Here is a 25,129-nt window from a genome sequence, read left to right as displayed (position 1 = left end):
AAGCACTTCCCGTAACTGGGAATAAACCGGGAGATTTCCCAATCCTTGTGCTGCTCGCATGACGTTCCGGGGCGAAGGGGACTTTCGCAGGCACTCAGCCCTTGCGCTCCGACTCCAGGCGGGCGCGCCATTCCCACACCGCCGCCTCGGCTTTGCGGCGGTAGGGGTCGCCGGCCGGCGCCCGGTGCAGGTAGCTCTCCATGGCCTGCATCGCGCCGAAGACGTCGCCCGTTCCCTCCAGGGCCAGGGCCAAACCATAGTAGGCGTTGATCTGGTCCCGTCGCAGGGACGTCGCCGCGTCAAAAAAATCCCTGGCCGCGGCGGACTTCCCCAGGCCCAGCAGGGCAAACCCCGCGTTCACGTGGGCTTCCGGCATCTCCGGCGCCAATTCCAGGACGCGATGGAATGCAGCCAGGGCGTGCTCGTATTCCCGCGTGTGCAGCATCACGACCCCCTGGGCAAAACGCTGGTCGATCTCGAGTCGGCGCTTTTCCGCCACGTGGCCGTCGGCTCTCAGGGGAACCGTGGGGGAAAGGCCCGGCAGGAAGCTCAGTCCCGCACCGCCGGCCACGACGGCGGCCAGCGTGACGCCGGCCGCCCGCAGGCGCACGTCCCGCCTCGGCGCCTGCGCATTCCGCGCGCCGCGCAGGCCGGCGCGCAGCAATCGCGCGCTGAGCACCAATACCGCCGCCAGGGCCACGAAGCCCCCCAGGCCGGCCAGGCCCATGGCCGTGAGATAGGCGCTGCCCTGATCCAGAAGTTCGGCGTGGGTCGCCTTGCGCGGAATTCCGAGCAGGCCGGACCAGCCGAGTCCTGCCGCCAGGATCGCGATGCCGCCTCCGTACACCAGAGGCAAGCGGAAAGCCGACGCTGCCGCTGGCGAGGTCTGACGCAGGGCGAGAGCCAGGTAGGCCAGGGTGACGGCGCCGACGGTACCGTGGTAGTGGGCAGGCACGGCCGTGGTGGCGTTGCCCGTGATGGTGGCGCCGATCAGGCAGCCGAAGGCGTACAGGGCCACAGAGGCCAGGAGGCAGCGCTCACCGCCGTCGAAGCCCTGCCCCCTGTGCCGCCAGGCGCCCAGCAGCAGGCCCGCCGCCAGCAGGGTCGGTCCCGGCCATAGCCCCCAGCGCATGAGGTCGGTGTAGCCGCCGCGCTGTTCGCCGCTGCCCACATCCCAATGCAGGGAGAGGTAGACGCCCCCGAGGGAAAAGAGCGCCGTCGCGGCGGGCGCCCATCCCGCCGGGGCCGCGAAGCGCGGAACGGCGTCCAGGAAGCGGCGGCCCAGCAACGCCCAGGCTGCCATCATGAGCAGGGTGTGCACAAACTGAAGGAGGTGCCCTGCCCCCCACAGCTGATCGTCCAGGGTGACCGGCAATACGAGGCGCGAGGCCGGCGCCCGCCCGCGGTCGATGAGGAAAACCGCCAGGGCGGCCGTCATGGCAACGGCAGCCCAGCGCACGGCCTGGACCGGCAGGGGTGACACCGCCCCCCAGCCGCCGGTGGCCGACAACACCCCGGCCAGCACGGCGGCAGCGAGGAAGAGTCCCAGCCCCCAGAGAAACACCGGGCTGTCGAGGACCGGCAGGTAATTGGCCAGGACCGGGGGCGGACCGCCCAGAAAGGGAGCCAGGCCGATCAGCGCGACTCCCAGCACGGCCAGGGCAAAGGCCGCCCAGCCGGCAGCGTCCTGCCGGCCGCGGACCAGCGTCCAGGCCCCGGCGGCGGCGGCGAGAAACCAGACCACCACCGCCAGGTTGACGTGCAGCACCAGGGCGGTACGAAAAAAACCGCCGCCCAGACCGAGGAAGGGGGTACGCGCCGCCACCAGGACGACGGCCAGCAGGGCGGAAACCCCCAGGGCCGCGAGGGCCAGGCCGAACCAGGCTCGCGCGAGGAGGCTGGGTTCCGGTTTCACACGGCCCCCTTGTGCGGTGCGGTAGACACGAAGGGCACGCCGAAGAAGGTCAGGAAAGCGATGGCAAAGACGGCCATGACCAGCAGCGAACTGCGTTCCGGCCCGAGGCGGTAGGTGTGGCGGGCGTGCAGGGCAAAGCCCAGGGTGAGCCAGGTGACGAAGGCCCAGGTCTCCAGCGGATCCCAGGCCCAGTAGCGACCCCAGGCGTCCTGGGCCCAGATGGCTCCGGCGATGAGCATCAGGGTTTCGAAAATGAAACCGATGGCCAGGCAGCGGTAGCCCAGTTCATCGAGGTGATCGCTGGCCGCCAGGCGGGCAAAGCGCCCGTCTCCCCAGGCCGTGCGACGCAGGAGGATGACCCCGGCGAGGCCCACCGCCACCAGGACCGCACCGAGAAAGACCTTGCCGAAGCCGATGTGGATGTACAGCCAGAGGGTATGGTAGGTGGGCGGGAAGTGCCCGGCCTTGGGGCTGGTCATCATGAGCCAGCCCATCATGAGGAAGAGAATGGGCATGACCACGGCGGCGCTCGCACGCAGGGCGGGGATGCGCCAGTACGCAAGGGTGAAGGCCAGCATCAGGCTCCACACGTTGCTGGACAGGATTTCGAACAGGGTCACGAAGGGACCGTGACCCAGGGTGGCCCAGCGCACGGCGAGGGAGGCGGTATGGGCCAGCAGTCCCAGGACCATCCCGGCCAGAATGGAACGCTCCCAGCGCTTGTGCAGAAGCAGGGCGAAAATGGCGGCCGACCCTGCGCCGACGTAGGCCAGCAGGGCAAACCACAGCAGTTGGACTTCCAGCATGAGGCTCCTTGCTCAAACGTTCCAGGGCCGCTCGGCGAACTTCTCCCGATAGTGCGCGGCCAGCGCCAGCACTGCCGCCACGGCAGCCGCCAACAGCCAGGGCAGGGTCGGGTCGTAATGCACCGTGTAGCCCATCCACGCCCGCAGCCCCAGGTAGCGCAGTTTTCCGCCCGGCAGGGCAAGTTCCGCCCCCGGGCCGACTTCCCAGCGTCCTTCGCCTGCGCGCACCACGACCCCATGCCGGGCTGGCATGCGGAATTCGCCGGCCCGGTCGGGATCGAGGGGGTTCTCCTCGAAAACGAGCTGAACCCACACTTCCTGCCCCGATCCGGGCAAGGTCCAACTCTGGGCCTGGCGATACTCATGCAAGGGATATGCCGGCAAATGGACCGATCCGACGATGGCCTCGGCGCCGCCCGCCGGAAGCCAGGCGAAGGTGGGAGCAAAGCCCTTGTTGTGGCTGGTGTAGAAACGGTAGCCGGCCATGACCAGGGGGGTCTGGTCGCCGATGACGGCCTCGCGGGGCCTGCCCTCCCCGTCCACATAGCTCACGGCGTTGCGCGTCGGCCCCCGCCGCAAGCCCGCTTCGTAGGCGATGGAAAATCCCCTATTGGCGAAGCGCAAGCGGCGGTAGCCGTCCCCGTGCCAGGGGCCGGCCTCGAAGGCGGTCAAGTTGCCCTCGAACCAGGTTCCCTCCGTGACTTCGGTGCTGCCCTTGAGATAGGTCAGGCGTCCGGCCAGGACCAGGAGGATGAGCGCGAGCAGGCAGAGATGAAAGACCAGCAGGGGCAGGCGGCGGCGGAAGACCCCATTGCTGGTGATGGCGGCCGCCAGGTTGAGCGCCGCCGCCGCCAGCGGCAGGATCACCACCCAGGCGGGCCTGGCTTCGCTCAGGTAGGTGACGACCACGGTAATCCCGAGGAGCGCAAGAATGGCCAGCGTAAGCTTGAGGGATCCCAGCGCGGAGACCCAGCCCCCCGGCGACAGCCGCTTTCTGGCCAGCACCTCAGGGAGGGTTGGCGCAATTTTCATTGGAGTCCTTCATCCAGTTGCGCCCGCTCTGACCGTTGCCCGGTGCCCCCCGCGAGCCACAATCGGTATCGGACCAGTTGCCGCTGGTCTTGAAGTTGCGCACCTTGAGCAGGGCATTCATGTAATAGGGCTCCTGGTTGTAGCCCGCCGTGGTGTTGTTGCGCACCTGGGTATTGGCGGCCAGACCGGCTTCCGGCCCCACGTCGTTGAGATTGACCAGGAGGGCCTTGTTCTTCCATCCGTGGGGAACGGCCACGTGGCACCAGCTGCAGCGCATGCGGCCGATCTTGTCGGCGTGGTAGGAGTGCAGATTGGTGTCCTTGCTGCCCCCGAAGCCGCTGGTGCCGTTGCCTCGGGTGGCATAGAGCGTGTAGCTGTGACACTTGAAGCACAGGCCGTCGTTCTGCTGCCCGGTGCCGGTGCTGCTGTTCCACTGGCCCTTGAGAAGGAAGTTGTTGTTCGAACCATGGGGCCCCCAGGGGCTGCCGTTCTCGCCCCCGGTAGGAATGACCGACGCCGACCCGGAAGCGACGCCTGAGCCGTGGCAGTCCGTGCAGTACATGGTCTGGGTGCCCACGGCGTTGCGCCAGGGGAAGTTCCAGTTGTTGGCGTTGGCCGCCCGGATGGCCGGGGTGCGGCCGGTGTTGTCCATGACCGGATGCCAGGAGCGGTGATTGGCGGTGCTGTAGGTGCTGGAAGCGCCGCTGTCGGTCGTCGTCACTTCGCCCTTGTGGGTCAGGGGGGCCTGGAACTCCCGGGCCTGGTTGGTGTATTGGGTCAGGTTGTTGGTCCCGCTCGGCGTGCCGCCGGTAAAACTGCCCAGGGTGGGCCGGTTGCCGGCCGGATGACTGTTGTTGTCCGAATAGCCGTAGTCCGAATGGCACTTGAGGCAGATCTGGTACTCCCGCGTCACATGGTTGGCGCTGGCGCTGGAATCCGTGCTGTTGCCTGGATCGCCGCGCTTGACCAGATAGCTGGTGGGCAGGCTGTTGAAACTTGCCGAGCCATACACCGGCTCCACCCCCCAGGCGCCGCGCAGGACGCCGGAGGCGATATTGCTGTGGACGGTATTGACGTCGTCGGTATGACGATGCGTACCCGCCGCGTCGGGCGTTCCCGTCAGACTGCCGGAGCCGGCGGCGCCGCGGAAATCGCGGAACTTCACCACCCGGTGGGGGTTGTGGCAGTCGGTACACTCGGCATGGCGGTTGCTCAGGTTGCTAACCCCCAGGGTAGCCCGGCTTTCCAGGAAATCCTTGCCGCAGCGGCTGGTGGCCAGGGTGCAGTCGATGAAGATTCCGTCGTTGAAATTGGCGTTGATGTCGTGCCGCTCGCTTCCCCCGGCCTGATCCGACGAGCGGATGGGCATGCGACGCGCCAGGGTGGTGAAGTCATCCTTGATATTGGGCACCGTCGTGGTCGGGGTGATGACAGCCTGACCCGCGGAGGCATGGCACTGGTAGCAGGTCTCCTCGATGGCCGGATTGCCCCCCGACTTGGGCGTCGTGGCGCTGTCGGTGCCTTCCCGCAGCAGGCGCCGCGATCCTGCCACGGTATGGGTGTCGTGGCAGTTGAGGCAGGCCGCCTTCCAGACCGGCATGGCGGCGGGAAACTCCCGCTGCGTCGCAGCCGCGGAGAGGTAGGTCTGGGTGGCCACCAGGGGATTGGCGTGGGCTGAATAGGCCCAGGCGCCGTTGCTGCCGTTCTTGTCGTGACAGGCCAGGCAGATGATGTCGCCGGAGTTGTCGGTGCTGTCGAAGCCGGTGGGGCTGGGAGGATTCTTTTCCTGGAAACGGTTGAGGCGCAGGAATTTCTGGTTGCCCACCGTGGCTTCGTTCTGCTCGCGGATGTGGGGGTCATGGCAACTGGCGCACTGGATTTGCGGCTGGTTGCCCGCCTCGGCGATGCTTTCCAGGGGCAGTTTCGGGCGCACGCTGGGGGTCCGCTGGCCAACCAGAATGTTGTCCGGCGTGCGCAGTTCGCCGTCGCGGCTGGCCAGAGTGGCGTCGAAGGTGACCGATATGGGATGGTCGTTGGCGAGGTCGGTCCCCAGATTGCGGGTAAAACCGGTGGCGGCTCCGGCGCCGCCCGGCATGGGGTGCTGGGCGCCCGGCGTGTCGGCGACCCCGCCGGAGGTCATGGTGACGACCTGGGTGCCCGGCGTCGAGGCGCTGCCCTGACCGTTGAGGACATTGACGCTGCCGATGGCCATGGTGCCGTCGTGGCAGGACAGGCAGAGCTTGGAACTGCCCCCGGGCTGATTCAGGGCGCCCTGGATCTGCTTCGCGTCCAGGCTGGACGAGTCGTACATGACATAGTTCTGGGTATAGCCCTGCCCGGCCACCTTGCGATTCCACAGCGGGGGCGTCGAGGCGGTCGCCCCGTGGGGGGTATGGCAGAAGACGCAGACCTGGGTTTCGCTGGCCGCCTTCAGGGTGCGGGTGGTGACGCTTCCACTGCTGCCATCGCCCCGGGTATAGGCGCTCCCGTCCGCGGCGGCGGAAAGATTGTGCTTGGTCCCGCGGATATCGGAAATGCGTGCCGCGCGGGCCGGGTCGGCCGCCAGCCAGACGACGGCGAGACACAGGAGCGTCGCGGCACAGGCCCCGAGACGGCGCCATGGACGGGTTTCATTCACTTTCGGCACCTCCGCCCAGGAATTGAAAAATGACGACGCGGCCGTTGAAGGTATCGGCGACGAAGACGCGGTTGCGGGCGTCCACCCACACGCCCCCCGGCAGGTAAAACCGTCCGACCTCCTTGCCGGTGCCGCCGATGGGCAGCAGGAAGCGGCCACGCCGGTCGAAGATGAGCAAGTGATCGTGGTAGGACTCCACGGCGTAGAGATTGTCCTCGCCGTCGACGGCAACCCCCTTGGGCCGCACGAAATCCCCCACCCGGGTGCCGCGCCGGCCGAACACCAGGGGAGGCCCGCCTTCCTCCAGGGGCAGCACCTGAATACGGGCGTTCATGGTGTCCGACACCACCAGGCCGTCCCGTGCCAGCGCGAGGGAGGTGGGGTAGTTGAATTCGCCCGGCCCTTCCCCCCGTCTCCCCAGGGTGCGCACCAGCCGTCCGGTGAGGTCGAAGACCTTGATCTGGTGAGCCTCGGTATCGGCGACGTAGAGCAGGCTGGCGGCCGCGTCCCAGGCCAGTCCCGTGGGCCGCTGCAACTGGTCGGGGCCGACGATCCCGCTTCCCTTTCCTTCCCGGTCCAGGAGCACCACCCGCCTCAGGTCGGCATCGGCCACGAAGACGCGGCCTTCGGGGCCCAGGGCGATGCCGGAGGGAGACACGAAGCGGCGGAATCCCTGGGCAAATTCCCACAGGTCGAGTTGTCCTGCCTTTTCATCGAAGACAAACACGGCACCGCGGCTCACATCGGTGACCAGGATGCGTCCGTCCTCGTCGACCACGCCGGACTGAGGCCTTTGCAGCACGGTGCGCTCCGGGTTTTCGAAGAAGCCTGCGATGGCCTTGCCCAGCACCGTCAGGAAGCCGTCCCGGTGCCCTTCGGCGGGGACGAAATTCTGCTCGCCCAGCAGCTCACCGGCATAGACGTAGCGCGGCACTTCGCTGTCGGCCTCGGGCGGAAAGTGGATGCGCCTTGTCGCTTCGGGCGCCAGGTTGAGGCGCAGGACCAGGGGTTCCGAGGCGCAACCGGCCAAGAGCAGCATCAGACCGGCAAGGAGCGGTAGCGGGCGCCAGACGAAGCTCATGGGCGCAACCTGAAGGTGGCGATGCGACGCGCGCCCGCATCGGCCACGTAGAGCGTCCCGTTGGCCAGGGCCATCCCCTGCGGATTGACCAGCTGCAGATCGCTGTGGTGCCGCTCCACCCGCAAAAGGCCATCGCGGTAGAGGCGCAGCAGCCTCTCGCTGCCCTCGTTGATGGCCAGCCAGCCCCCACCGGCGGCCAGGGCGATCACCTGGGGCAGCGCCTCGGCGACGACTTCCTTGCTGCGGCTCCCGAACAGGTCGATGGCCTCGACACAGGCGCAGACGCGTCCGGCGGCGTAGAGCCGCCTGTCGTCCATGGCCAGGGCAACCGGCAGATCGGGCAGGAGTCCCGGCGGCAGGACCACGCCGCCGCGTCCCTGGGGCATGGTCTCCTCCAGGCGACCCTGCACCCGGTCCAGACCGTAGAACCGCCCGCTGGACGGATCGGCGACGATGTCGTCGTAAGGGGCCGACCCCAGTTGCGGGTCTACGGTCTGAATCTGGCGCCCGCCCCGGGCAAAGCGCTGCACCGGAAGCGCACCGCCGTTGGCCAGGGCAACCGAGCCATCCGGCAGCGCGGCGATGCGGGACTGGGGACTCACCCGGGCCCCCCGCACCGGCGCCATGGCGTCCAGGGCCGGGTCATAGCGCAGGAGCGCCCCCAGGCCGGGGTCGACGATGTAGAGGTCGAAGGGAGTCGCCGCCACCGCGGTGGGGAAGACGAACAGGGTCATCGGCCCGAAGGTGTCGGGACGCGCTTCCGGCATGCCGGTGGGCGACACCCTTTGCAGGAGGCGCGCACCGACATGCACCGGCCCGGGAATCAATACGGCAGGAGATCCCGCCCGGAGCGCGGGGCTCAGGCCCGCCAGCGCCCCCGCCAGAAGCAGGCGTCGGCGCCGGGCATCGAGGGGCCTACCAGCGGCCGGGGCCGGAAGTTTCGTGTCCACCGTAGATTCCCGTGGGAAGCCCGGGCTTGCCCGAATGGCACAGCTCACAGCGCTCAGGCGCCCAGGCGATGTCGTTGTTGTGGCAGGCGCCGCAGTAGCGCCCGTCGATGATGTCGGTCATGGTAATGGGATTGCCGCCGGCCTTCATCTTGAATCCCAGTTCGGCGTGGCAAACCTTGCAGCGGAAGCGGATGCGGTGGAACCAGTGGGGGAAGATCACCGGCCGCATGCCATTGCGCTCCGACTGCCGATTGATGACCACATCGGCGTACTCGGCGGCCGCGAGGGGCGTATAGCCCGCCAGGCACAGGAATGCGAGGGCAAGGACGCCGCCCATGGAGGCAATCCTGGTCATGACCCCGGGCGTCCCGGCTGATGGGTGGCGGGATCGGCTCCCGGGGGCAACTGCGGCGCCTTGCCCGCTTCCTTGGGGATGCTGTGGCAACGCATGCACTCGGTCAGGGGAAAGGCGACGGCCCCATGGCACACGCCGCACTGCTCCCCTTGCAGGATCTGGAACATGGAAATCTTGGTGCCGCCGGTCTGCATGCGAAACAGGCCATCGTGGCAATTGCTGCAGTCGAGCCATTCGGTGTGCTGGCGATGGGGAAAGCGCACCGCCGGCATGCCGCCCTTGAGGTCGAGAATGATGTCCTGGTCGAGCTTGCGGATTTCCCGGGCCGGATTGAGTTTCTCCCGCGGGGCGATCTGGCCTTTTTCCAGGGCCTGAACCCAGCGGACCTGATTGCCCGCGTGGTCGGGGGCCAGTTTCCCCAGCGCGTCGGCCGGCTGTTGCAGGAGCTTGATGCCCGGCCCCTTGGGATCGTGCACGCCGTCCCGGGCCAGGGGCTGCCACTCGCCCGCCGCGGCAGCATGGAAAAAGGCGGCGAGAAACGCCGCCAAGACGAGCGCCAAGGCCCGGGCGAGGGTTCTCGTCCGGGCCCCGGCAAGTGTGGATCGGAAATCAGCCCGGAATGTAGATTCCCGCATTGCGGATGGCCTTGACCAGTTCGGCCGTCGATTCTTCCAGCAGGCGCACGGCCTGGGCATGATCCTTCTTCGCCGCCGAGGCTTCGGCGGCGCCCCGCAACTCCTTCGCCTTGGCGGTGAAGGTCTGTACCTGCTGGTCCAGTGCCGGATTCGAGGCCCGCTTTTCCTCCACCAGCACCTTGATGAGCATCTGGTGGGTGTCGTTGCGGTCGATCTCGTAGTGGTACTCCTCTTCCTTGTTGGCGAAATTGAGGGTGCGTACCAGGGTGTCGCCGCTGCGCAGGGAACTGACGCTGGCCTTGGCCACCAGGTAGGCCCGATCCAGCTCCGCCCTCCCCTCCTTGTACTTGCCGGCCTGGGCCAAAACGGCGGCGCCGGCCACCAGGCGGTCGATCTGGGCCACCGTATCGGCAATCATCTTGCCCGAGCTGCCCTTTTCGTTGGCCACGCGCCGGTAGGCGCCCAGCAGGGCATTGACGCTATCCAGCCGCGCCCGGTAGTCCGCTTCCAGCTTCTTCGCCAGCACTTCCTCCGGCGCTGCCATGCGCACGGCGTCGAAAAAGCTTGCCCGCACCTCGGACAGGAGCGCCGCCGCCCGGGACAGGTCGCCGGCCTGCAAGGCGGCCCGCGCGGCCTTGTGTAACTCCCTCGCCTTGTCGCGTCGGGCCATTGCCTCCGGCGCCTTGCTGGCCTCGATCTGCCGCGCGGCGGACGAAGATTCCAGCAGGGTAGCCACCGATTCGAGCTGGTAGGTCAATTGGTCCTTGTCCGGCTTGGTCGAGGCAAGGCGGGTCGCCGCGCTATCCGGCGCTCCCGGCTCCGCCGCCCCAAGCAGGGCCGGCAGGGTCAGGAGGGCCAGCAGGGTGGCGGCTCGATACAGCTTGGCGTTCATGGCCAGGGTCTCCGATAGGGGCCGGGCTGCCCCGGCCCGGTTGCTTACTTGGCGGCGGTCTCGGCGGTTGCGGCCTTGACCGGAAGATCCTTCTTCTTGGAGTGGCAGTTGCGGCACTCGGATACCGGGAAGGCCACCTTGCCGTGGCAGACGCCGCATTTCTCGCCCAGCAGGATGGCGGCCATGCTGATGGCGTTGGCACCCTTCTGCGGCACGAAAATGGCCGGGTGACAGTTGGAGCAGTCCAGCCATTCGGTGTGCTGCTTGTGGGGATAGACCACGTCCGGCATGGAGCCCTTCACTTCCCGCACGATGTTCAGATCCATCACCACCGGCTCGGCCCGGGGGTCGGTACGGTCGTAGCGGGGATTGATCTTCTTCTGGTTGAGGGCCTCGACCCAATTGATGCGATTGCCAGCATTGCTCTTGGGCAGGCCGCCGTAGGCCGCGAGCGGCGGCTGTAGCGCATGGGTACCGTCGTTGGCCGGGTCGTGGATGCCGTCTTCCGGCGGAGGCAGGTTGCGTTTACCGACAGGCTTCAACAGGCGATTGAAGGAATTCACGTCCCCCGGCGCACTGGCTGCCGCCGCGGCACCGGCTGCAGCGGCTTCCGTCACCGGCAGGGCCGCGGGAGCCGCCACCGGCGCCGCCGCGCTTGCCGCCTTGGGCTCATCCTTCTTTGCCTCGGCCTTCTTCGGCTCTTCCTTCTTCGGCTCTTCCTTCTTGCTTTCGGCCTTCTTGGCCTCCGGCTCGGGCTTGGCGGCCTTGAGGGCATCCTTCACCGCGGCCAGCATGTAATCCACCGCGCCTTTCACCTCGGCGTCCGCAAGCGAAGTATTGCCGCCCTTGGCCGGCATGCCCTTCGGCGTTCCCGCCAGGGCGCTCTGGTAGAGCTTGGCGGTACCCGCCTGGGCGCGAGGCGCCCAGTCGCCACCGTTGCCGTAGCGCGGCGCGCCTGCCAGGCCAGTGGAATGGCAGGTGGCGCAGACCTTGGTATAGACATCCTTGCCGCTCTGCTGGGCGTGTACCGTGGGGGAGGTCAGAGCAGTCATCAATGCGAGTGCGTAGAGCTTGTTCATGGGGACACCTTATTTCTTGGGAGCTGCCGCGGGCTGCGCCAGCTTCTGGATGGTGCTTTCGTGAACCTGGGTCGGGGTTCCAGGCTTTCCGGAGTGGCAGAGATTGCAGTTCTCCACCGACCAGGCGATATCGCCGTTGTGGCAGGCGCCGCAAAACTGGCCGTCGATGATCTTCACCATGTTGATGTCGTTGCCCCCGGCCTTGAACTTGAAGCCGAGATCCGCGTGGCAGACCTTGCAGCGGAAGCGCATGCGATGGAACCAGTGGGGAAAGACTGCGGGCCGCATGCCGGCCTTGTCGGAATAGTTGTTGATGACCACGTCGCCGTACTCGGCCTGGGCGTCGGGGATGTCCACGAACAGCCCGGCAAAGAGCGCGAGCATCAATGTCAGCGCCACGGCGCCACGCAAGCGCAGGATTTTTTTCATTGCTTGTCCTCGAAATCGTTGGGGTTGACCGGTGACCCTCTTCCGGCGGTCAGTAGGCGCCGAACTGCCGGGTCGCCTGGAAAAAGAGCAGAGCATTTTTCTTGCCACCCACGTCGTTGATCGCCAGATTGGCTCTGAAGTCGAGCATGCCGAAACGAAAATCGAGGCGATTGCTGAGGGTCCACCGCGTGCGGTCGATGACTCCGTTGGTGTCGCCGAACAGGCGGTCGTCCCGTAGCCGCGTATCGGCCGTGAATAGAAGGGTGTAGCGCAGACCCCGCACGCCGACGAAGCGCGAGTGGCTATAGGACGCCGAACCCAGGAGGCTCATGTGCTGGTCGTTGGCGCTGCTGCGGAAGCCATCGAATTGCAGGATGCTGTCCTGGTCGGTCCAGTTGAACTGAAGATTCACGTTGGCCGAAGACAGGGGCGAAAGCTGGCCCAGTCCGTAGAAACCCAGGGACAGCATGCGAAAGTGCTGGGCGTTGTCGCCGGTCGTGAGGGTGTCGGAGAGGGTGCCCGTGGCGTTGCCGGTGAAGCGCTCTCCCCAACGCAGGCCGTAGCTGGCCGCCGCGCTATGGGACAGGGACAGGGAATTGCCCGTCACCTGGTTCTGGGCCAGGCTGGCCGTCTGGGAGAGCGAGAGCGATACGGTGTCGGCGTCGGACAGGGCGAAGAAGCGGCTCACCGAGTGTCCGGCCTGGGCGCCGAAAAAGGCGTTGGCCGGAATGTCCCCCGCCCCGCTCTGCCAGTTGGCGCTGGCCCCGGTGTTCCAGTTGTAGGAATATTTCCCGAAAGTGAGAGGGTCGCCCACGTAATTCACGTTGGCCCCCAGGGTGGTGAGCAGGAGCGCGGCACCGGCACCGCTGGCCACCTGATTGACCCCGGCGTTGGCGCCGCCAGTGAGGTTGGGGGAAAAGCGGTACAGGCCGTTGACGTTGGCCCCGAAACTGCGGGAATCCACCGTCTGCCCGCCAAACTCGGCCTGGAGAACGCTGTAGCGCACGCTGCCGCTCAGGGTCAGGGGCAGGTCTTCCCGCTCGTCGAATTCCGGCATCCAGGTGGCGAAGGCACCGCCCTGCATGAAGCGGGTGCGCGCATCGCTCTGGAGACCGGTTGCCCCGCCTTGCAAGGTGTTGTCGACAAAGTCGAAATTGCCAGAAACGTTGAGGTTGTCCTCCAGCGTCGCGCTGTGGGAAGTGTTGAACCCCATCAGGCGCGCCTTCTCCCCCGTCTGCTGACGCTCTCCCAGGGAGTAGCGCCCGCTCACGCTGTTGCGCACGATGCCGATGTCGGTGGCGAAACTGCCCGAAAGGGCCGTCACCAGGTCGCGGCCGCTGCGTACGGAGTCAACCACGCTGCGGTCGAGCTGGAATCCGGCGCTGGTGGTGCCCTCGGCGGCACGATAGCTCTGCCGTATGCCGTAGCGGTCGTTGACGTAGTCGCTGGAAACCAGATTCCCGCTGGCCCGGCTGTCCGAACGGTCGAAGTACGCCTGGAAGGGAAAGCGGCTGGCGGGAAAGACATTGAGGTCGCCTCCCCCGACGACGGTATTGCTGCGATTGCTGGAAGACTGACCGCCGGAGGCAGCGCCACTGTCGCTCCAGCCGGTGGTCATGCCGATGCGTCCGGTGACCGTCGCAGCCCAGGGGGCGTAGATGTAGCTGGCCGCGCTGAGGTTGGAGAACATGGCCTGGGAAACGGATGTTGCGCCCCCGCTGGACGAGCTGCGCTGCAGGGAGTAGCCGCTCGATCCGCCCCAGCGGATGGGAGGAATCGTCCAGCGGACTGCGCCTTCCTCCTTCGCGGCTTCCGGGGCGGAACTCGCCGGGCCCGGCCCCGCGCTGGCCGCCGCGCTTCCCGATTTCGGGAAGCCGTTTCCATTTACGGGAAGCCCCGCTTCATCGAGTCGGGGCTCCGACCCCGGGGGAGCGGAGGGAAGAAACTGCCGTGACGGCCGCAGGAGAAGACCGGCATCGGTCCCGGCGGCCGGTGCACGCCGGGACGCCCCTGCCGGAGGGGCAATCAGCACCTGGCTCAGTCGCAGTTCAGGCGCCGGCGCGGATTCGCCCGCCGCTTCCATCGGCGTATAGGCCTGCTCGACCGCCCAGGCTCCTGCCGAAAGGCAGAACCAGGTGAGCCCGGTTATTCCAGCGGCGGAACGCCGGAGTGTGCTGCGGGGGAGGATCTGAGCTTGTTTTCCCAACGTCTGCGCCACTGAAGGCGCGGATCAGGGCTTGGCGCCTTCCTTGTTTTGATCGATGGCCGGTCCCTGGAAGAACTTGACGTCGGCAGCGGCCACCAGGCCCTGTACCAGCGCCTTCCAGGCCTGATCCTGTCGATCTCGCAGTAGCAATTCCCGTGCGCGTTGGGCGACGTCGGCGAATTCGCGCTTCTGCGGAGTGATGCGGTCGTCGACGCGCAGGATGGCGACGCCTTCGAGGGTATCCACCGGGTCGTTGATCTGGCCCAGGACGTATTGGTCGACCCGGTCCTGCAGAGCTTCCGGCAGCATGCCGCGGTGCAGGTAGCCCATGTCGCCGCCGCTCTCGGCGTAGGCGCCAGAGTGCATGCGGGCCGTTTCGGAAAAATCGGCGCCGCCCAGCAGACGTTTGTGGATGGCCTTCGCCTCCTCCCGCGTGGCATCCCAGGCGGTGGCCGGGGATGACGGATCCACCATGAGCATGATGATCGACAGGCGAACCTTTTCCGGCTCGGTGAACAGTTCCGGCCGGGCCTCGAAGAAGGCCTTCACGTCGGCGTCGCCAGGCTCATCGACCTTCTTCACCAGGGATTCGAGCTGGGTGACGAGGCTTTGCTCCTCGAGTTGCTGCTTCAATCCCGGCAAAAGCTTTTCCCGGCTCTCGCGCCAGGCGGCGGAGGAGGCGTAACGGGTGTCGTAGGCGGCCAGGGTCTCGCCCACCTGGCGCTGGTCGGGAACGATCCCCCTCCGCGCCGCTTCCTCCAGGAGGACGATGCGTTGCACCAGCCGGGTTCTGACCTCTTCCCGGGCGGCGGCAATCTCCTTTTCGGGAACCTGCCCGTGGTAGAACTTCTGCCGCACCAGGCTGGCGAAGGCATTTTCGTACTCCTGGGAGGGAACCTCACGCCCATTGACCACCGCGAAAATGCGCGAGTGGCCCTCGGCGTGGGCAGCGCTCGGTTCTGCGGCGCCCAGCCCCAGGCTGGGCAAGCCGGCCAGGGCCATGGCCAGGAGTGCGTTGAGAATCCGGGGAGAGAGCTTCGATCTAGACATGGGGTTCACCTTGGATGGAAAAAACGGGCCGGACCTTTCGGCCCGGCCCGCTCTGGGTTGCACGCTACCGGCCTGGGCTTACTTGTTGTGGCAGGTCAGGCAGACCGCGCTACCGGTGTTGCTCACGCGCAGGAAAGTCGGGTTGGTGCTGGTGTGAGGATCGTGGCAGCTCGCGCACTCGACGAAGGGCTGGAAGAAGCCGGAAGTGGCATCACCGGCCAGGGTCGGCGCCCGGGCGTAGAGGATCATGTCGGTCTTTTCCCGCGTGTTGGTCGTACCGCCCGCGGAGTCCACCCACCAGACCCGCGTATTGGCGACCAGGCCGTTGGCGGCAGCGAAGAAGTCGCCGTCGCGGCAGGCTCCGGTGCTGGCCGCCGAAGTCGAGGCGCTGCCCGTACTGATACCGCCACCGCAGTACTGGATGCCGACCGGGTGATCGTTGGTCAGGTCGGTTCCCAGGTTGGTGACGCCGGCAGCCAGAATGCCGGTGGCGGCGCCGACGCTGGAGCCCGTCCAGGTGGCGCCGGTGAGGCGGGCGCCGGAGGCGTTGTAGCCGCCGGATCCGGGGGCATTGATCATGGTGTCCATGGCCTGGGTGCCGTCGTGGCAGGACAGACAGGCCAGCGAAATACCGGTCATGTCCACCGAACCATTGATGGTCGAGGAAGTCGCCGTGGTATAGGTGGTATAGGAACCCCCGTTGGTCGGCTTGTTCCACAGGGGCGCCCTCACCGCGGTATTGGAGGCGTGGGGCGTGTGGCAGAACACGCAGATTTCGCCCGTACCCGCGGTCAGGTGGTTGTTGCCGGCGGCGCCGGTGGTGCCCAGGTTGTGCTTGGTCGCCGAAATGCCGGCGTGGGCCGCCGGAACCGCCAGGGTACCGGCCACCAGGGCGGCCAGCCCCAGCAGCTTCGCCAGGGTGCTGGCGAACCCCTTATTGCTGGATTGTCGTTCCATGAATTACTCCCGATCCCTCAAGGTTGAAAATGTTCAGGCGTGACGCCCTGCCCACCCTGACAGCATCATTCGTGCCAAGGCCAATAGATCACGCTAATAATCTGTTTTTACACAATTTTTTTCGTTCCAATCAAGGAATACCCCTACTTATGCAGCAGGATTTCCCAGCATCAGGAAGGCGGGCTTCCCGGCTTCGGGAAGGCTTCAGCGGGCGGCCACAGGCTTGGGTCGCTGGCCCAGGAATCCACCGTCGGACGCCAAGCCATAGGGACGAAAAACGTCGACCTTGCGGAACCACTGGTCGACCATATAGATGCGTCCGTCCTCGTCCACATAGATGCCTGAGGGCAGCATGTAGCGTGCGGCACCGTCCTTTTCGGAACGCTCGCCGATATACATGAGCAGATCGCCGTCGGCGTTGAAGATCTGGAAGTTGCCGAAGGCCGCGTCGACCACGTAGACATTGCCTTCGCGGTCGGCGGCGATTTCCTTGGGGCGGGCGAAATTGCCCAGTTGCTTGCCCACCGAACCGAAGCTCTGCACGTATTTGCCGTCGCGGTCGAAGATCTGTACGCGGAAATTGCCCCCGTCGACCACGTAGATCTGGCCGTTGCGGCCGATGGCGGCGTCCCGCGGCAGGTTGAATTCTCCGGCGCCCACGCCGCGCCGGCCGATGTCGAACAGGTGCGTGCCGCTCAGGGCATCGAAGACCCGAACCTTGTGCTGATCTGAATTGACGCCACCGATATCGACCACCAGGAGGCGCTGCCCGGCAGGATCGACGGTCACGCTCGACAGGCGCTCGAACTGCTTGGCGCTGCCGATCTTGCGCAGGAACTTGCCGTCGCGGCTGTAGACCATGATCGCCTTGAGGGTGGCGTCGGCCACGTAGAGATTGCCCGCGCCGTCCACGTCGATGCCCAGCGGTTTGACCAGGGTGCCCTGCTCGTCTTCGCCGATCTTGAAATAGCGCCCCTCGGGGACGTCGAAGACCTTGACGAAGCGCTCCGCCGAGTCGCTGACGAAGATGCGGCCCCGATGCACCGCCACGGCGTAGGGCTTTGCCAATCCCTCGGAGCGGTCACCGTCCAGCCCCGTGACCAGGCGCTTGAAGGCGCTGCCGTCCGCCTGGGGAATCACGTCGGCGCTGCCGTAGAGCGTCCGCTCGTAGACGAAGCGGGGTTCGTCCGGCGGCTCGGGATAGACGAGCGTTTCCCGCCGCGCATCGCCCTTCTGCTCCTGGATAGGAGCGCAGGCCGCCAGGACGATCACGGCCAGGGCGGCCAGCGAGCGATACACGGGGGAGGAAGGCTTGGAGCGAGGCATGGCAGGAATCCTCATGGGGAAACATCATTTGTCATGACAGGTGAGGCAGAGACGGCTCCCCTCGTTGCTGACGCGCAGGAAAAGTCGGTTTGCCGAGTGGGGATCGTGGCAACTGCTGCACTCCACGTAGGGGATTTCCCCGCCGGGGGCGGCGCGGGCATAGAGCGGCAGGTCACCCCGAGTACGCAGCGCGCTTGGCCCCGCGGAGGAGACCCACCACACGCTGCGGTTATCCACCATTCCCCGGCTAGGCAGGCGGAACTCATCCAGGGACTTGAGGTGACGCGCCGCCCGGGAAGGGGCCTCGTCTTCCTTGCCTTCTTCTTCCCCTCGCCGTTCCCGCCCGCGGGAAAATCCCCGGTAGGGAATACCGAAAGGGTGGTCGGAGTCTGCCGCCATCACGGAAAAGGCCTGATTGGCGTCGTGGCAGGACAGGCAGGCGATGGATTGGGAACCCACTGCGACCTTGTCGCCGAACTGGAGCCGTCCGATGTCGTCATACATGACAAAAGCGTGATTGCCGGGCAGGGAAGGCTGCCAGGCCGGCTGGGCCACCCCCGCGCTACGCTCCACCGAAGGCCCCACGGGGATTTGAGGCGTATGGCAGAAGACGCAGACCTCTTCGGCATTGACCGCCTCGCGGGCACGGGTCAGATTGTGGGGGGTTCCCCTGATGTCGGCGGCAAACCCCCAGGGTGCTGCCATGAGCACACATCCCAGGAGGGCGACGACCGCCGAGATTCTTCGCAAGCTCATCATGGCTACCCAGGCCAAGGACACCCTGGCGGCGAAAGAAGAAAAATCCCGCGGTCCGGAAACCCGGACCGCGGGGAAAAAGACTTCCGGTCAATACGAGGGGAGAGGTGGTGAGATTCACCTGTCCGGAAGTCCGTCGGAAATCAGCGATCCCGGACGCCAAGCCGGCCCGGGGGGGCGTCCAGCATGTAATTCAGGGCAGCACTCGCCTCGGCGGTGCTCAGGGAGGCATTTCCCCCTTTCGGAGGCATGGCTCCCTTGCCCCGCAACACCGCAAGGAGCAACTCGGCCCGCCCATTGGCACTGCCGCCACGGGAATGGCGCAACTCCTCCAGCCGCGGCGCCCCCCCGTTGCCCGTCGAATGGCACATGGCGCAACTCTGGGCATAGACCTCGGCTCCGGTCAGGGGATTGGCTCCTGCTACGGCGAAAGGCCAGGCCGCGGGGGGAGCGAGGACGAGAAAAAACACTCTGAGTACTCTGTTGATCATTGTGGACGGCCTGTCTCCTGGCGCCGAACGTTGCTGTCGGGGTCTTTGGCTGCAGGCCCGCTCTTGGTCCGAGGCTTCTAGCAATCGGCATGCCACTTCCCGAATCCGGGAAACTGGTCCGCTTCTTGCAGGCGTCGCCCCATCCCGTTCGCGGCAGCGAACTCCCTTGTTCGAGGATCGGCTCATGCCCTTCACCCCTTTTGCGCTTCGGCCATTTCGCCGCACAGCGCATCTCGCGGCCCTGCTCCTGCTCGGCTTCTCGGCCGGCACCTTCGGTGCCGAGCGTTTCCCCGGGGGCGGCGCCGGCCGGCCCGAAGTGCTGTACCACAACTACTGCTCTGTCTGCCACGGCGACCGCGGCGATGGCAACAGCCGCGCCCGCAACAGCCTTGTCCCCCCGCCGCGGGACTTCACCCGGGCTTCCGAACTCACCCGGGACACCATGCTCACCATCGTCACCCACGGCAAACCCGGCACGGCCATGACGAGTTGGAAAACCCAGCTCAACGAGGCCGAGATCGCGGCCGTGGTGGACTACATCCGCAAGACCTTCATGCAGGTCGCCCTCGATGCCCGCCTGCAGCGGGGACGCAGTCTCTACGCCCAGAACTGCATGGTGTGCCACGGTGATCGCGGACAGGGAGCCAGCGGCCAGGCAGGGCTGAACCCTCCGCGGGATTTCACCACGCCGCAGGCTCGCGCCGAACTCACCCGGGAGCGCATGCTGGCGTCGGTCACCCACGGACGGGCCAACACGGCCATGGCGGCGTTTGCCGGCCGGCTGCCCGCCGCCGACATCGAGGCGGTGGTGGATTACGTTCGTGCCGGCCTGATGCTGCCCTCTTCATCCGAAGCCATCTCCGGGACCAACGCCCACGCGGGGCGCGCCCGGTCGGGTCCGGAAAATCCCATGGCCCTGCCCTTCCCCAATGGCCTGCGCGGCGTGGCCGGCCGGGGCGAGAAGACCTACGCCGCCAACTGCGTCACGTGCCATGGCGCCAAGGGGGACGGCAAGGGGCCCCGGGCCTACTTCATCAATCCCAAGCCCCGCAATTTTCTGGATCCCGCCTTCCGCGGCACCTTCAACCGTCCGGCCCTCTACACCGCCGTGGCCGACGGACGCCTGGGCGCCGAAATGCCGGCCTGGAGCAAGGTGCTCAACGAGCAGGAAATCGCCGACGTGAGCGAATACGTCTTCCTGCACTTCCTGGGGGGGCGACCGCTTTGAACCTGGAATCCTCAGCGCACCGCCTGCCAACGCCCGGAAACCCTTGCGCCCTGGACCGCCGCTCCGCTCCTGAACGCTCACCCCTGCGCCGGCAGCGCTGCGCGCCTGCGGGACGGCCTTCCCGGGACGCGGAAAGCCTTCGCCCCGTTTTGGGCCGGCGCTGAAGCGAGAGTTCCACCGTGAAATGCTGGCTGGTGGCCCTGCTGGTGGTGGCCTCCTCCCTGGCGGAGGCGGCTGGTGATCGCCTGGAAGCGGGGCGCGCGGTCTATAACTACCGCTGTTACTTCTGCCATGGCTATTCCGGCGACGCCAAGACCCTGGCGGCGAGCTTTCTCGACCCCCGCCCCACCGCCTTCGTGGCCGTCGACCCGGGCCGCCTGAACGAAGGCCTCGTCCTGGAGACCTTGCGCCAGGGCCGCTCGGGGACGGCGATGAAATCCTTCTCCGGCATTCTGGACGACCAGGAGATGACCGCCGTGGCCGCCTTCGTCGTGGACGAATTCGTGCGGCGCAAGGCAGCCAACACCCGCTACCACACGGCGGAGAACGGCTGGCCGGACCACGAGCGCTACCGCCCCGCCTTTCCCTTTGCCCGGGGCGAAATCCCCCTTTCCCGCCCCTGGGAAGCCCTCTCGCCGGAGGAACAGGGGGGCAAGCGCCTCTATCTGGCCAGTTGCGTCACCTGCCACGACCGGGGCGCCCCCCAGGCCGACGACGTCGTCTGGGATGCCCGTCCGCTTTCCTACCCCCGCAACCACTTCTCCCTCGCGGCACCACCGGTCGACGCCATGGCCAGCGCCAGCCCCTACGCGCTGCACGACAGGGTTCCCAAGCCCGGCCGGCTCAGCGGGGCGGAAAGGCGCGGCGAGCGACTCTTCCAGGCCAACTGCGCCTTCTGCCATGGCGCAGACGGCACGGGCAGGAACTGGATCGGCCAGTTTCTCGAACCTCACCCGCGCAACCTGACGGACCCCAGCTTCATGGCCGGCGCCAGCCGCCGCACCATCGCCCACGCCATCCGCGAGGGACTCCCCGGCACCTCGATGCCGGCCTGGAAGTCCGTCCTCGGCGAGGCCCAGATCGCCGATCTGGTGGCCTACATCTCCCGGGTCTTCCACCCCTTGCCCGCTGAAAGGCGATAGCAGGCAAACGGGCCGGTGCCAAGCCGGAGGCGCGCCTCCGCGCCCCGATCGCGCAGCGAAGTGCGGCCTGGCGAGCCACCGGGGCATGAGCGACGCGCAGGAAGGCGGGGCCGCCCGCCTTTCCTCGTAACCGGGCGCACACTGGCACCGAACTTGCGTTTTGCTGCGGATCGGCCCGATTCGACGGGCCGCCCTGGGGGAAAATGCGCGCGCTCGACTTGGCCAAGCACTGGAGAAACGCCCTGCAAGGGGCTGGGGTATGCGAGCACTTTCTGGCCGCGGCAGCCGCCTTGGTGCTCTGGCTTCCCCTCGCCGTCGTCCTGACCGTCAGCCACCGCCAGTTGGGCGAGAGCCTGGCCGCCGAGGCCGTCTCGAGGGCTGACCTGCACGGGCGCCTGATGGCGGCTGCGGTGGATCGCGTCGTCGCCTCGGTCCAGCTTCTGCCGCTTGCCCTGGGTGGCCGGGACGCGGAAGAAGTGCGGCGCCTGCTGGGACGGCTCTCCAGACTGGGCAATCCGGGCAGCCGTTACGAACTGATGCTTCCCGGGGGCGAGAAAACCGTTCTCCATTCCGGCAATCCGGAACCCGCATCGGGCCGCAATCCCCTGCCCCTGCCCAGCGCCGAGCTGAACCCCCTGGGCGACCTGGCGTGGAGCCTGAGAGCCGGAGACATCATGGTCAGCCAGGCGCTCTTCCAGCCCGTTCCGGAAGGCAACCCCCGCTTCTGGGGCTATGCCAGCGCCACCCTTCCCTTCGCCGATCTCGTCCGGGCGATCCAGCTCGAGCCCCTTGCCGCCGAAGGCCTGGGCGTCTCCCTGCGCCATCACTCCGCCGGGCAGGAAGCCCCGGTCACGCTTTACTCCGCCCCCAACGGCGAGACGACCGCGAGTGCCGTGCGCAGCGTGGCCCTGCCCCGTAGCGGAACGCTGCAACTGGAAATTCACCCACGCCCCGGCCCCGCGCCCATCCTGGCGGCCCTGGGGTGGCTGGCGGCAGGGCTCATTCTCTTCCCTCTGCACGGGGCGCTCCTCGTTCTCATCTGCCGGCGGCGGGAGCAGGCGAGCGGCGGCCCCGACCCCGTCGAGCGCCAGCAGTCCCTGGAGCGCGAGATTGCACAGCGCATCCTTGCCGAGCGCCTCCTGGAGCGCTCGCACCAGATGCTGGACGCCATTTTCGAGCACCTGCCGGGCATGGTGATGGTCAAGCGGGCCGACGACCTCCGGGTGTCCCGCGTCAACCGCGGCGGCGAGGCGCTCCTGCAGCGCCAGCGGGATCTCATCATCGGCCGCGCCAACGAGGAACTGTACGAACCCACTCTGGCCGCCCGGCTGACGGCCAGCGATCACCAGGTGATGAACGAGCGCACCGTGGTCGAACTGCCGCTCACCAAGCTTTCCCTCCCCGGCCAGCCCGATCGCTGGGTGCGCATTCGCAAGATCGCCCTGTGCGACCGTGCCGGCTTGCCCGAGTACGTTCTGGAATTCGGCGAGGATGAAACCGAACGCCAGAATCTCGACCTGCGCCTGCGCGAACACCTCAACTTCCTCGAGCAACTGCTGGAAGCGATACCGGCCCCGCTCTTCTTCAAGGACTCGCGCGGGCGTTACATCAGCGTCAATTCCGCCTTCGAGCGTTTGATGGGGCGCAGCCGGGCCGAGTTGGCGGGCAAGACGGTCTTCGACATCGCGCCCCCCTCCCTCGCCTTCACCTATCACCGGGCCGACATCGAACTCCTGCAGGCCGGCGGAACGCAAATGTACGAAACCGCCGTCGAAACCGCCGATGCAGGCACCCGTGCGGTCATGTTCCACAAGGCGGTCTTCCGCTCCACGACGGGTAGTGCCGGCGGCATCGTCGGCGTTGTCCTCGACATCAGCGAACGCAAGGAAGCGGAAGGCCGCATCCGCCGTCTCAATCGCATCCTCACCGTGCTGAGCGAAACGAGCCAGGCCATCGTGCGCATCACGGACCGGGAGGTGCTGCTGACCACGGTCAGCGATCTGATCCGCGAGAAGGGCGAATTCCCCGCGGCCTGGGTCTATCTGTGTGGAGGAGGCCGCGAATGCCGTGTCGTCACCGGCCAGCCCGAACTGAGCGATCTGGCGCGGGAAGTCACGCGCAATCATGGCATCTGCCACTGCGGGGAAAAGGCCGCAGAAGAACGCGATGCCGGCACCTGGTACGCGGCGAGCCTCCCCCGCCAGGTTCCCGGCGGGCTCGATTCCTATATCGACCTTCCCCTGCGCCTGAGGGGCCGTCCCGTTGGCGGTATCGGCATTCTCGGCCAGGGCCTGGACGAGCTGCCGCCAGAAGAAAGGCGCATGCTCGCCGGGCTCGCCGACAACGTGGCCTTCGCCCTGGAGGCGCTGGAGGAAGCCGAGGCGCGACGGGCAGTGGAAACCCGGCTGCACCTGTCGGCGCGGGTCTTCGACACCAGCGCCGAAGGGATCGTGGTCACCGATGCCAGCAATCACATCCTCCTGGTCAACAAGGCCTTTTCCGCCATGACGGGCTACGCCCCGGAGGAAGTGATCGGGCGCAATCCCCGGCTGCTCAACTCGGGGCGCCAGACACAGGAGTTCTACTCCCGCATGTGGGAATCTCTTCTCGAACATGGGGAATGGCGCGGCGAAATCGAGAATCGCCGACGCAGTGGAGAAATCTTCCCGGAGTGGCTGACCATCAGCGTGGTGCGGGACGCTGGCGGCGCCGTCACCAATTTCGTCGCCGTCTTTTCCGACCTCACCCGCCACAAGGAAATCGAGGCGCGCCTCGACTTCCTGGCCTTTTACGACAGCCTGACCGGACTGCCGAACCGCAGCCTCTTTGCCGATCGCGTGCAGCAGGCCCTGGCCCGCGCCGCCAGCGGGCCCGCCCACAAGGCGGTGCTCCTCCTGGACATCGACCGTTTCAAGGTCATCAACGATTCCGTCGGACAAAGCGCCGGCGACCGGGTGCTTCTGGCCATCGCCGAACGCCTGCAAGCCTGTGTCCCCGAGGGTTCCTGCCTGGCCCGCCTGGGCGGGGACAATTTCGCCATTCTGCTGGAAGGGGTCGACGGGCCCGACGGCGCCGCCGCCCTGGCGCGATCGGTCCAGCGCCGGCTGCGCAAACCCCTCGCCGCCGGGGACACGGAAATCCATCTGGCAGTCAGCATCGGCATCAGCGTTTCCCCGGAAGACGGCACCACGGCAGAAAGCCTCATTGCCGCAGCCGACACCGCCCTCTATGCGGCCAGCGGTTCGGGCGGCAACGGCTACCGCTTCTTCGGCCAGGACATGAACCGCCACGCCTCCGAGCGCATGAGGATGGAAAGCCGCCTGCACACGGCCCTGGAACGGCACGAGTTCCGCCTGCACTACCAGCCGCTGGTGGACGCCGAAAGCGGGCGCATCATCGGCGCCGAAGCGCTGTTGCGCTGGTTCAACGAGGATTTCGGCGGCGAGGTGAGCCCGGCGGTCTTCGTGCCGGTGCTGGAAGAGACCGGCTTGATCGTTCCGGTCGGGGAGTGGGTGCTGCATACCGCCTGTGAAGAAAATGCCCGCTGGCGCACCGGCCTGGACCGCGATCTGTCGGTGGCCGTCAATCTGTCGGTCATTCAATTGACCGACGAGCAACTGCCGCACAAGATCGCCAACCTGCTGGCCCGCCTGGGCGTTCCGCCCGAACGACTGGAAATCGAACTGACCGAAAGCGCCGTCATGCGCGACGCGACGGCCGGACTGGCCGCACTGCGCAGCCTCAAGCGCCTGGGTGTGCGCCTTTCTGTGGACGACTTCGGCACCGGCTATTCCAGCCTGGCCTACCTCAAGCAGTTTCCCCTGGACATTCTCAAGATCGACCGCTCTTTCGTCACCGATGCGCCTTATCTGCCGGAAGCGGCGTCCATCGTGCGCGCCATCGCTGCCCTGGGCCACGCCCTGCAACTGGAGATCATCGCCGAGGGCGTCGAGGACAGCGAGCAACTGGAGTTCCTGCGTGACGCGCGCATCGAGGTGCTGCAGGGTTACTACTTCTCCCGCCCCTTGCCCGCCGAACAGTTTCGCCGCCTGGTGAGCGATCTGGGCAGTTTCCCCTTACCCAGCGCCCCGCGGCCCCCGGCGGTGATCACGCCCCTCCATCCCCTCAAGGCCCGCGGCCCGGGTTGAGCGCCGGCCGGCA

At 67.0% G+C, this 25,129-nt stretch carries 20 protein-coding genes; 3 read left to right on the top strand and 17 right to left on the bottom strand.

Annotated features, from left to right (window positions below; all coding sequences use genetic code 11):
- Nucleotides 1-94 precede the first annotated feature (94 nt).
- The 17 genes from IPM73_07040 to IPM73_06960 all read right to left on the bottom strand — a co-directional run bounded on the left by IPM73_07040 (nt 95) and on the right by IPM73_06960 (nt 18,598).
- Nucleotides 95-1,915, bottom strand: a complete 1,821-nt coding sequence (locus tag IPM73_07040) for a hypothetical protein (GenBank protein ID MBK8917793.1) — start codon at nt 1,913-1,915, stop codon at nt 95-97.
- Entirely contained in the window at nt 1,912-2,721 is an 810-nt protein-coding gene (gene ccsA, locus IPM73_07035) for a cytochrome c biogenesis protein CcsA (GenBank protein MBK8917792.1), read from the bottom strand. Before ccsA ends, IPM73_07040 begins: the two co-directional genes overlap by 4 nt.
- Before the next feature lie 12 nt (nt 2,722-2,733).
- A complete protein-coding gene (locus tag IPM73_07030) occupies nt 2,734-3,753 on the bottom strand; it encodes a cytochrome c biogenesis protein ResB (protein MBK8917791.1) in 1,020 nt (339 codons plus the stop codon).
- Nucleotides 3,728-6,391, bottom strand: coding sequence for a hypothetical protein (locus tag IPM73_07025; GenBank protein MBK8917790.1), 2,664 nt, complete (start codon nt 6,389-6,391; stop codon nt 3,728-3,730). The genes IPM73_07030 and IPM73_07025 overlap by 26 nt, the downstream gene beginning before the upstream one ends.
- Entirely contained in the window at nt 6,384-7,472 is a 1,089-nt protein-coding gene (locus IPM73_07020) for a 6-bladed beta-propeller (GenBank protein ID MBK8917789.1), read from the bottom strand. Before IPM73_07020 ends, IPM73_07025 begins: the two co-directional genes overlap by 8 nt.
- Nucleotides 7,469-8,422: a hypothetical protein gene (locus tag IPM73_07015; protein ID MBK8917788.1), complete on the bottom strand. Its 954-nt coding sequence runs from the start codon at nt 8,420-8,422 to the stop codon at nt 7,469-7,471. The genes IPM73_07020 and IPM73_07015 overlap by 4 nt, the downstream gene beginning before the upstream one ends.
- Entirely contained in the window at nt 8,388-8,777 is a 390-nt protein-coding gene (locus IPM73_07010) for a hypothetical protein (protein ID MBK8917787.1), read from the bottom strand. Before IPM73_07010 ends, IPM73_07015 begins: the two co-directional genes overlap by 35 nt.
- Nucleotides 8,774-9,412 (bottom strand): hypothetical protein, encoded by a 639-nt coding sequence (locus tag IPM73_07005; GenBank protein ID MBK8917786.1) that lies wholly within the window; start codon nt 9,410-9,412, stop codon nt 8,774-8,776. The genes IPM73_07010 and IPM73_07005 overlap by 4 nt, the downstream gene beginning before the upstream one ends.
- Nucleotides 9,387-10,304 carry a hypothetical protein gene (locus IPM73_07000; protein MBK8917785.1) on the bottom strand — a complete coding sequence of 306 codons (918 nt, stop codon included), beginning with the start codon at nt 10,302-10,304 and terminating at the stop codon, nt 9,387-9,389. Before IPM73_07000 ends, IPM73_07005 begins: the two co-directional genes overlap by 26 nt.
- A 44-nt stretch (nt 10,305-10,348) precedes the next feature.
- Nucleotides 10,349-11,383 (bottom strand): c-type cytochrome, encoded by a 1,035-nt coding sequence (locus tag IPM73_06995; protein ID MBK8917784.1) that lies wholly within the window; start codon nt 11,381-11,383, stop codon nt 10,349-10,351.
- A 9-nt stretch (nt 11,384-11,392) separates the two neighbouring features.
- Entirely contained in the window at nt 11,393-11,812 is a 420-nt protein-coding gene (locus tag IPM73_06990) for a hypothetical protein (protein MBK8917783.1), read from the bottom strand.
- 49 nt (nt 11,813-11,861) lie between these two features.
- Nucleotides 11,862-13,502: a hypothetical protein gene (locus IPM73_06985; protein ID MBK8917782.1), complete on the bottom strand. Its 1,641-nt coding sequence runs from the start codon at nt 13,500-13,502 to the stop codon at nt 11,862-11,864.
- 540 nt (nt 13,503-14,042) lie between these two features.
- On the bottom strand, nt 14,043-15,068 hold the full coding sequence (locus tag IPM73_06980) for a peptidylprolyl isomerase (protein ID MBK8917781.1): 1,026 nt from the start codon (nt 15,066-15,068) through the stop codon (nt 14,043-14,045).
- A gap of 78 nt (nt 15,069-15,146) precedes the next feature.
- Complete coding sequence (locus IPM73_06975) at nt 15,147-16,025, bottom strand: cytochrome c3 family protein (GenBank protein MBK8917780.1); 879 nt, start codon at nt 16,023-16,025, stop codon at nt 15,147-15,149.
- A gap of 204 nt (nt 16,026-16,229) precedes the next feature.
- A complete protein-coding gene (locus tag IPM73_06970; protein MBK8917779.1) occupies nt 16,230-17,351 on the bottom strand; it encodes a 6-bladed beta-propeller in 1,122 nt (373 codons plus the stop codon).
- 24 nt (nt 17,352-17,375) lie between these two features.
- Nucleotides 17,376-18,110, bottom strand: a complete 735-nt coding sequence (locus IPM73_06965) for a cytochrome c3 family protein (GenBank protein MBK8917778.1) — start codon at nt 18,108-18,110, stop codon at nt 17,376-17,378.
- A gap of 140 nt (nt 18,111-18,250) precedes the next feature.
- Nucleotides 18,251-18,598 carry a cytochrome c gene (locus IPM73_06960; GenBank protein ID MBK8917777.1) on the bottom strand — a complete coding sequence of 116 codons (348 nt, stop codon included), beginning with the start codon at nt 18,596-18,598 and terminating at the stop codon, nt 18,251-18,253.
- 184 nt (nt 18,599-18,782) lie between these two features.
- Between IPM73_06960 and IPM73_06955 the strand changes: the two genes are divergently transcribed.
- From IPM73_06955 to IPM73_06945, 3 genes are all read left to right on the top strand, one after another.
- Nucleotides 18,783-19,826 carry a c-type cytochrome gene (locus IPM73_06955; protein MBK8917776.1) on the top strand — a complete coding sequence of 348 codons (1,044 nt, stop codon included), beginning with the start codon at nt 18,783-18,785 and terminating at the stop codon, nt 19,824-19,826.
- A 191-nt stretch (nt 19,827-20,017) separates the two neighbouring features.
- Entirely contained in the window at nt 20,018-20,968 is a 951-nt protein-coding gene (locus IPM73_06950; GenBank protein ID MBK8917775.1) for a cytochrome c, read from the top strand.
- A gap of 203 nt (nt 20,969-21,171) precedes the next feature.
- Nucleotides 21,172-25,116, top strand: coding sequence for an EAL domain-containing protein (locus IPM73_06945; GenBank protein MBK8917774.1), 3,945 nt, complete (start codon nt 21,172-21,174; stop codon nt 25,114-25,116).
- Nucleotides 25,117-25,129: the final 13 nt, after the last annotated feature.

It is taken from the genome of Betaproteobacteria bacterium (genome assembly GCA_016720065.1).
GTDB lineage: Bacteria > Pseudomonadota > Gammaproteobacteria > Burkholderiales > Rhodocyclaceae > SSSZ01.
Note: the sequence above shows the minus strand (reverse complement) of the source record. Positions and strands in the feature narration are given on the sequence as shown.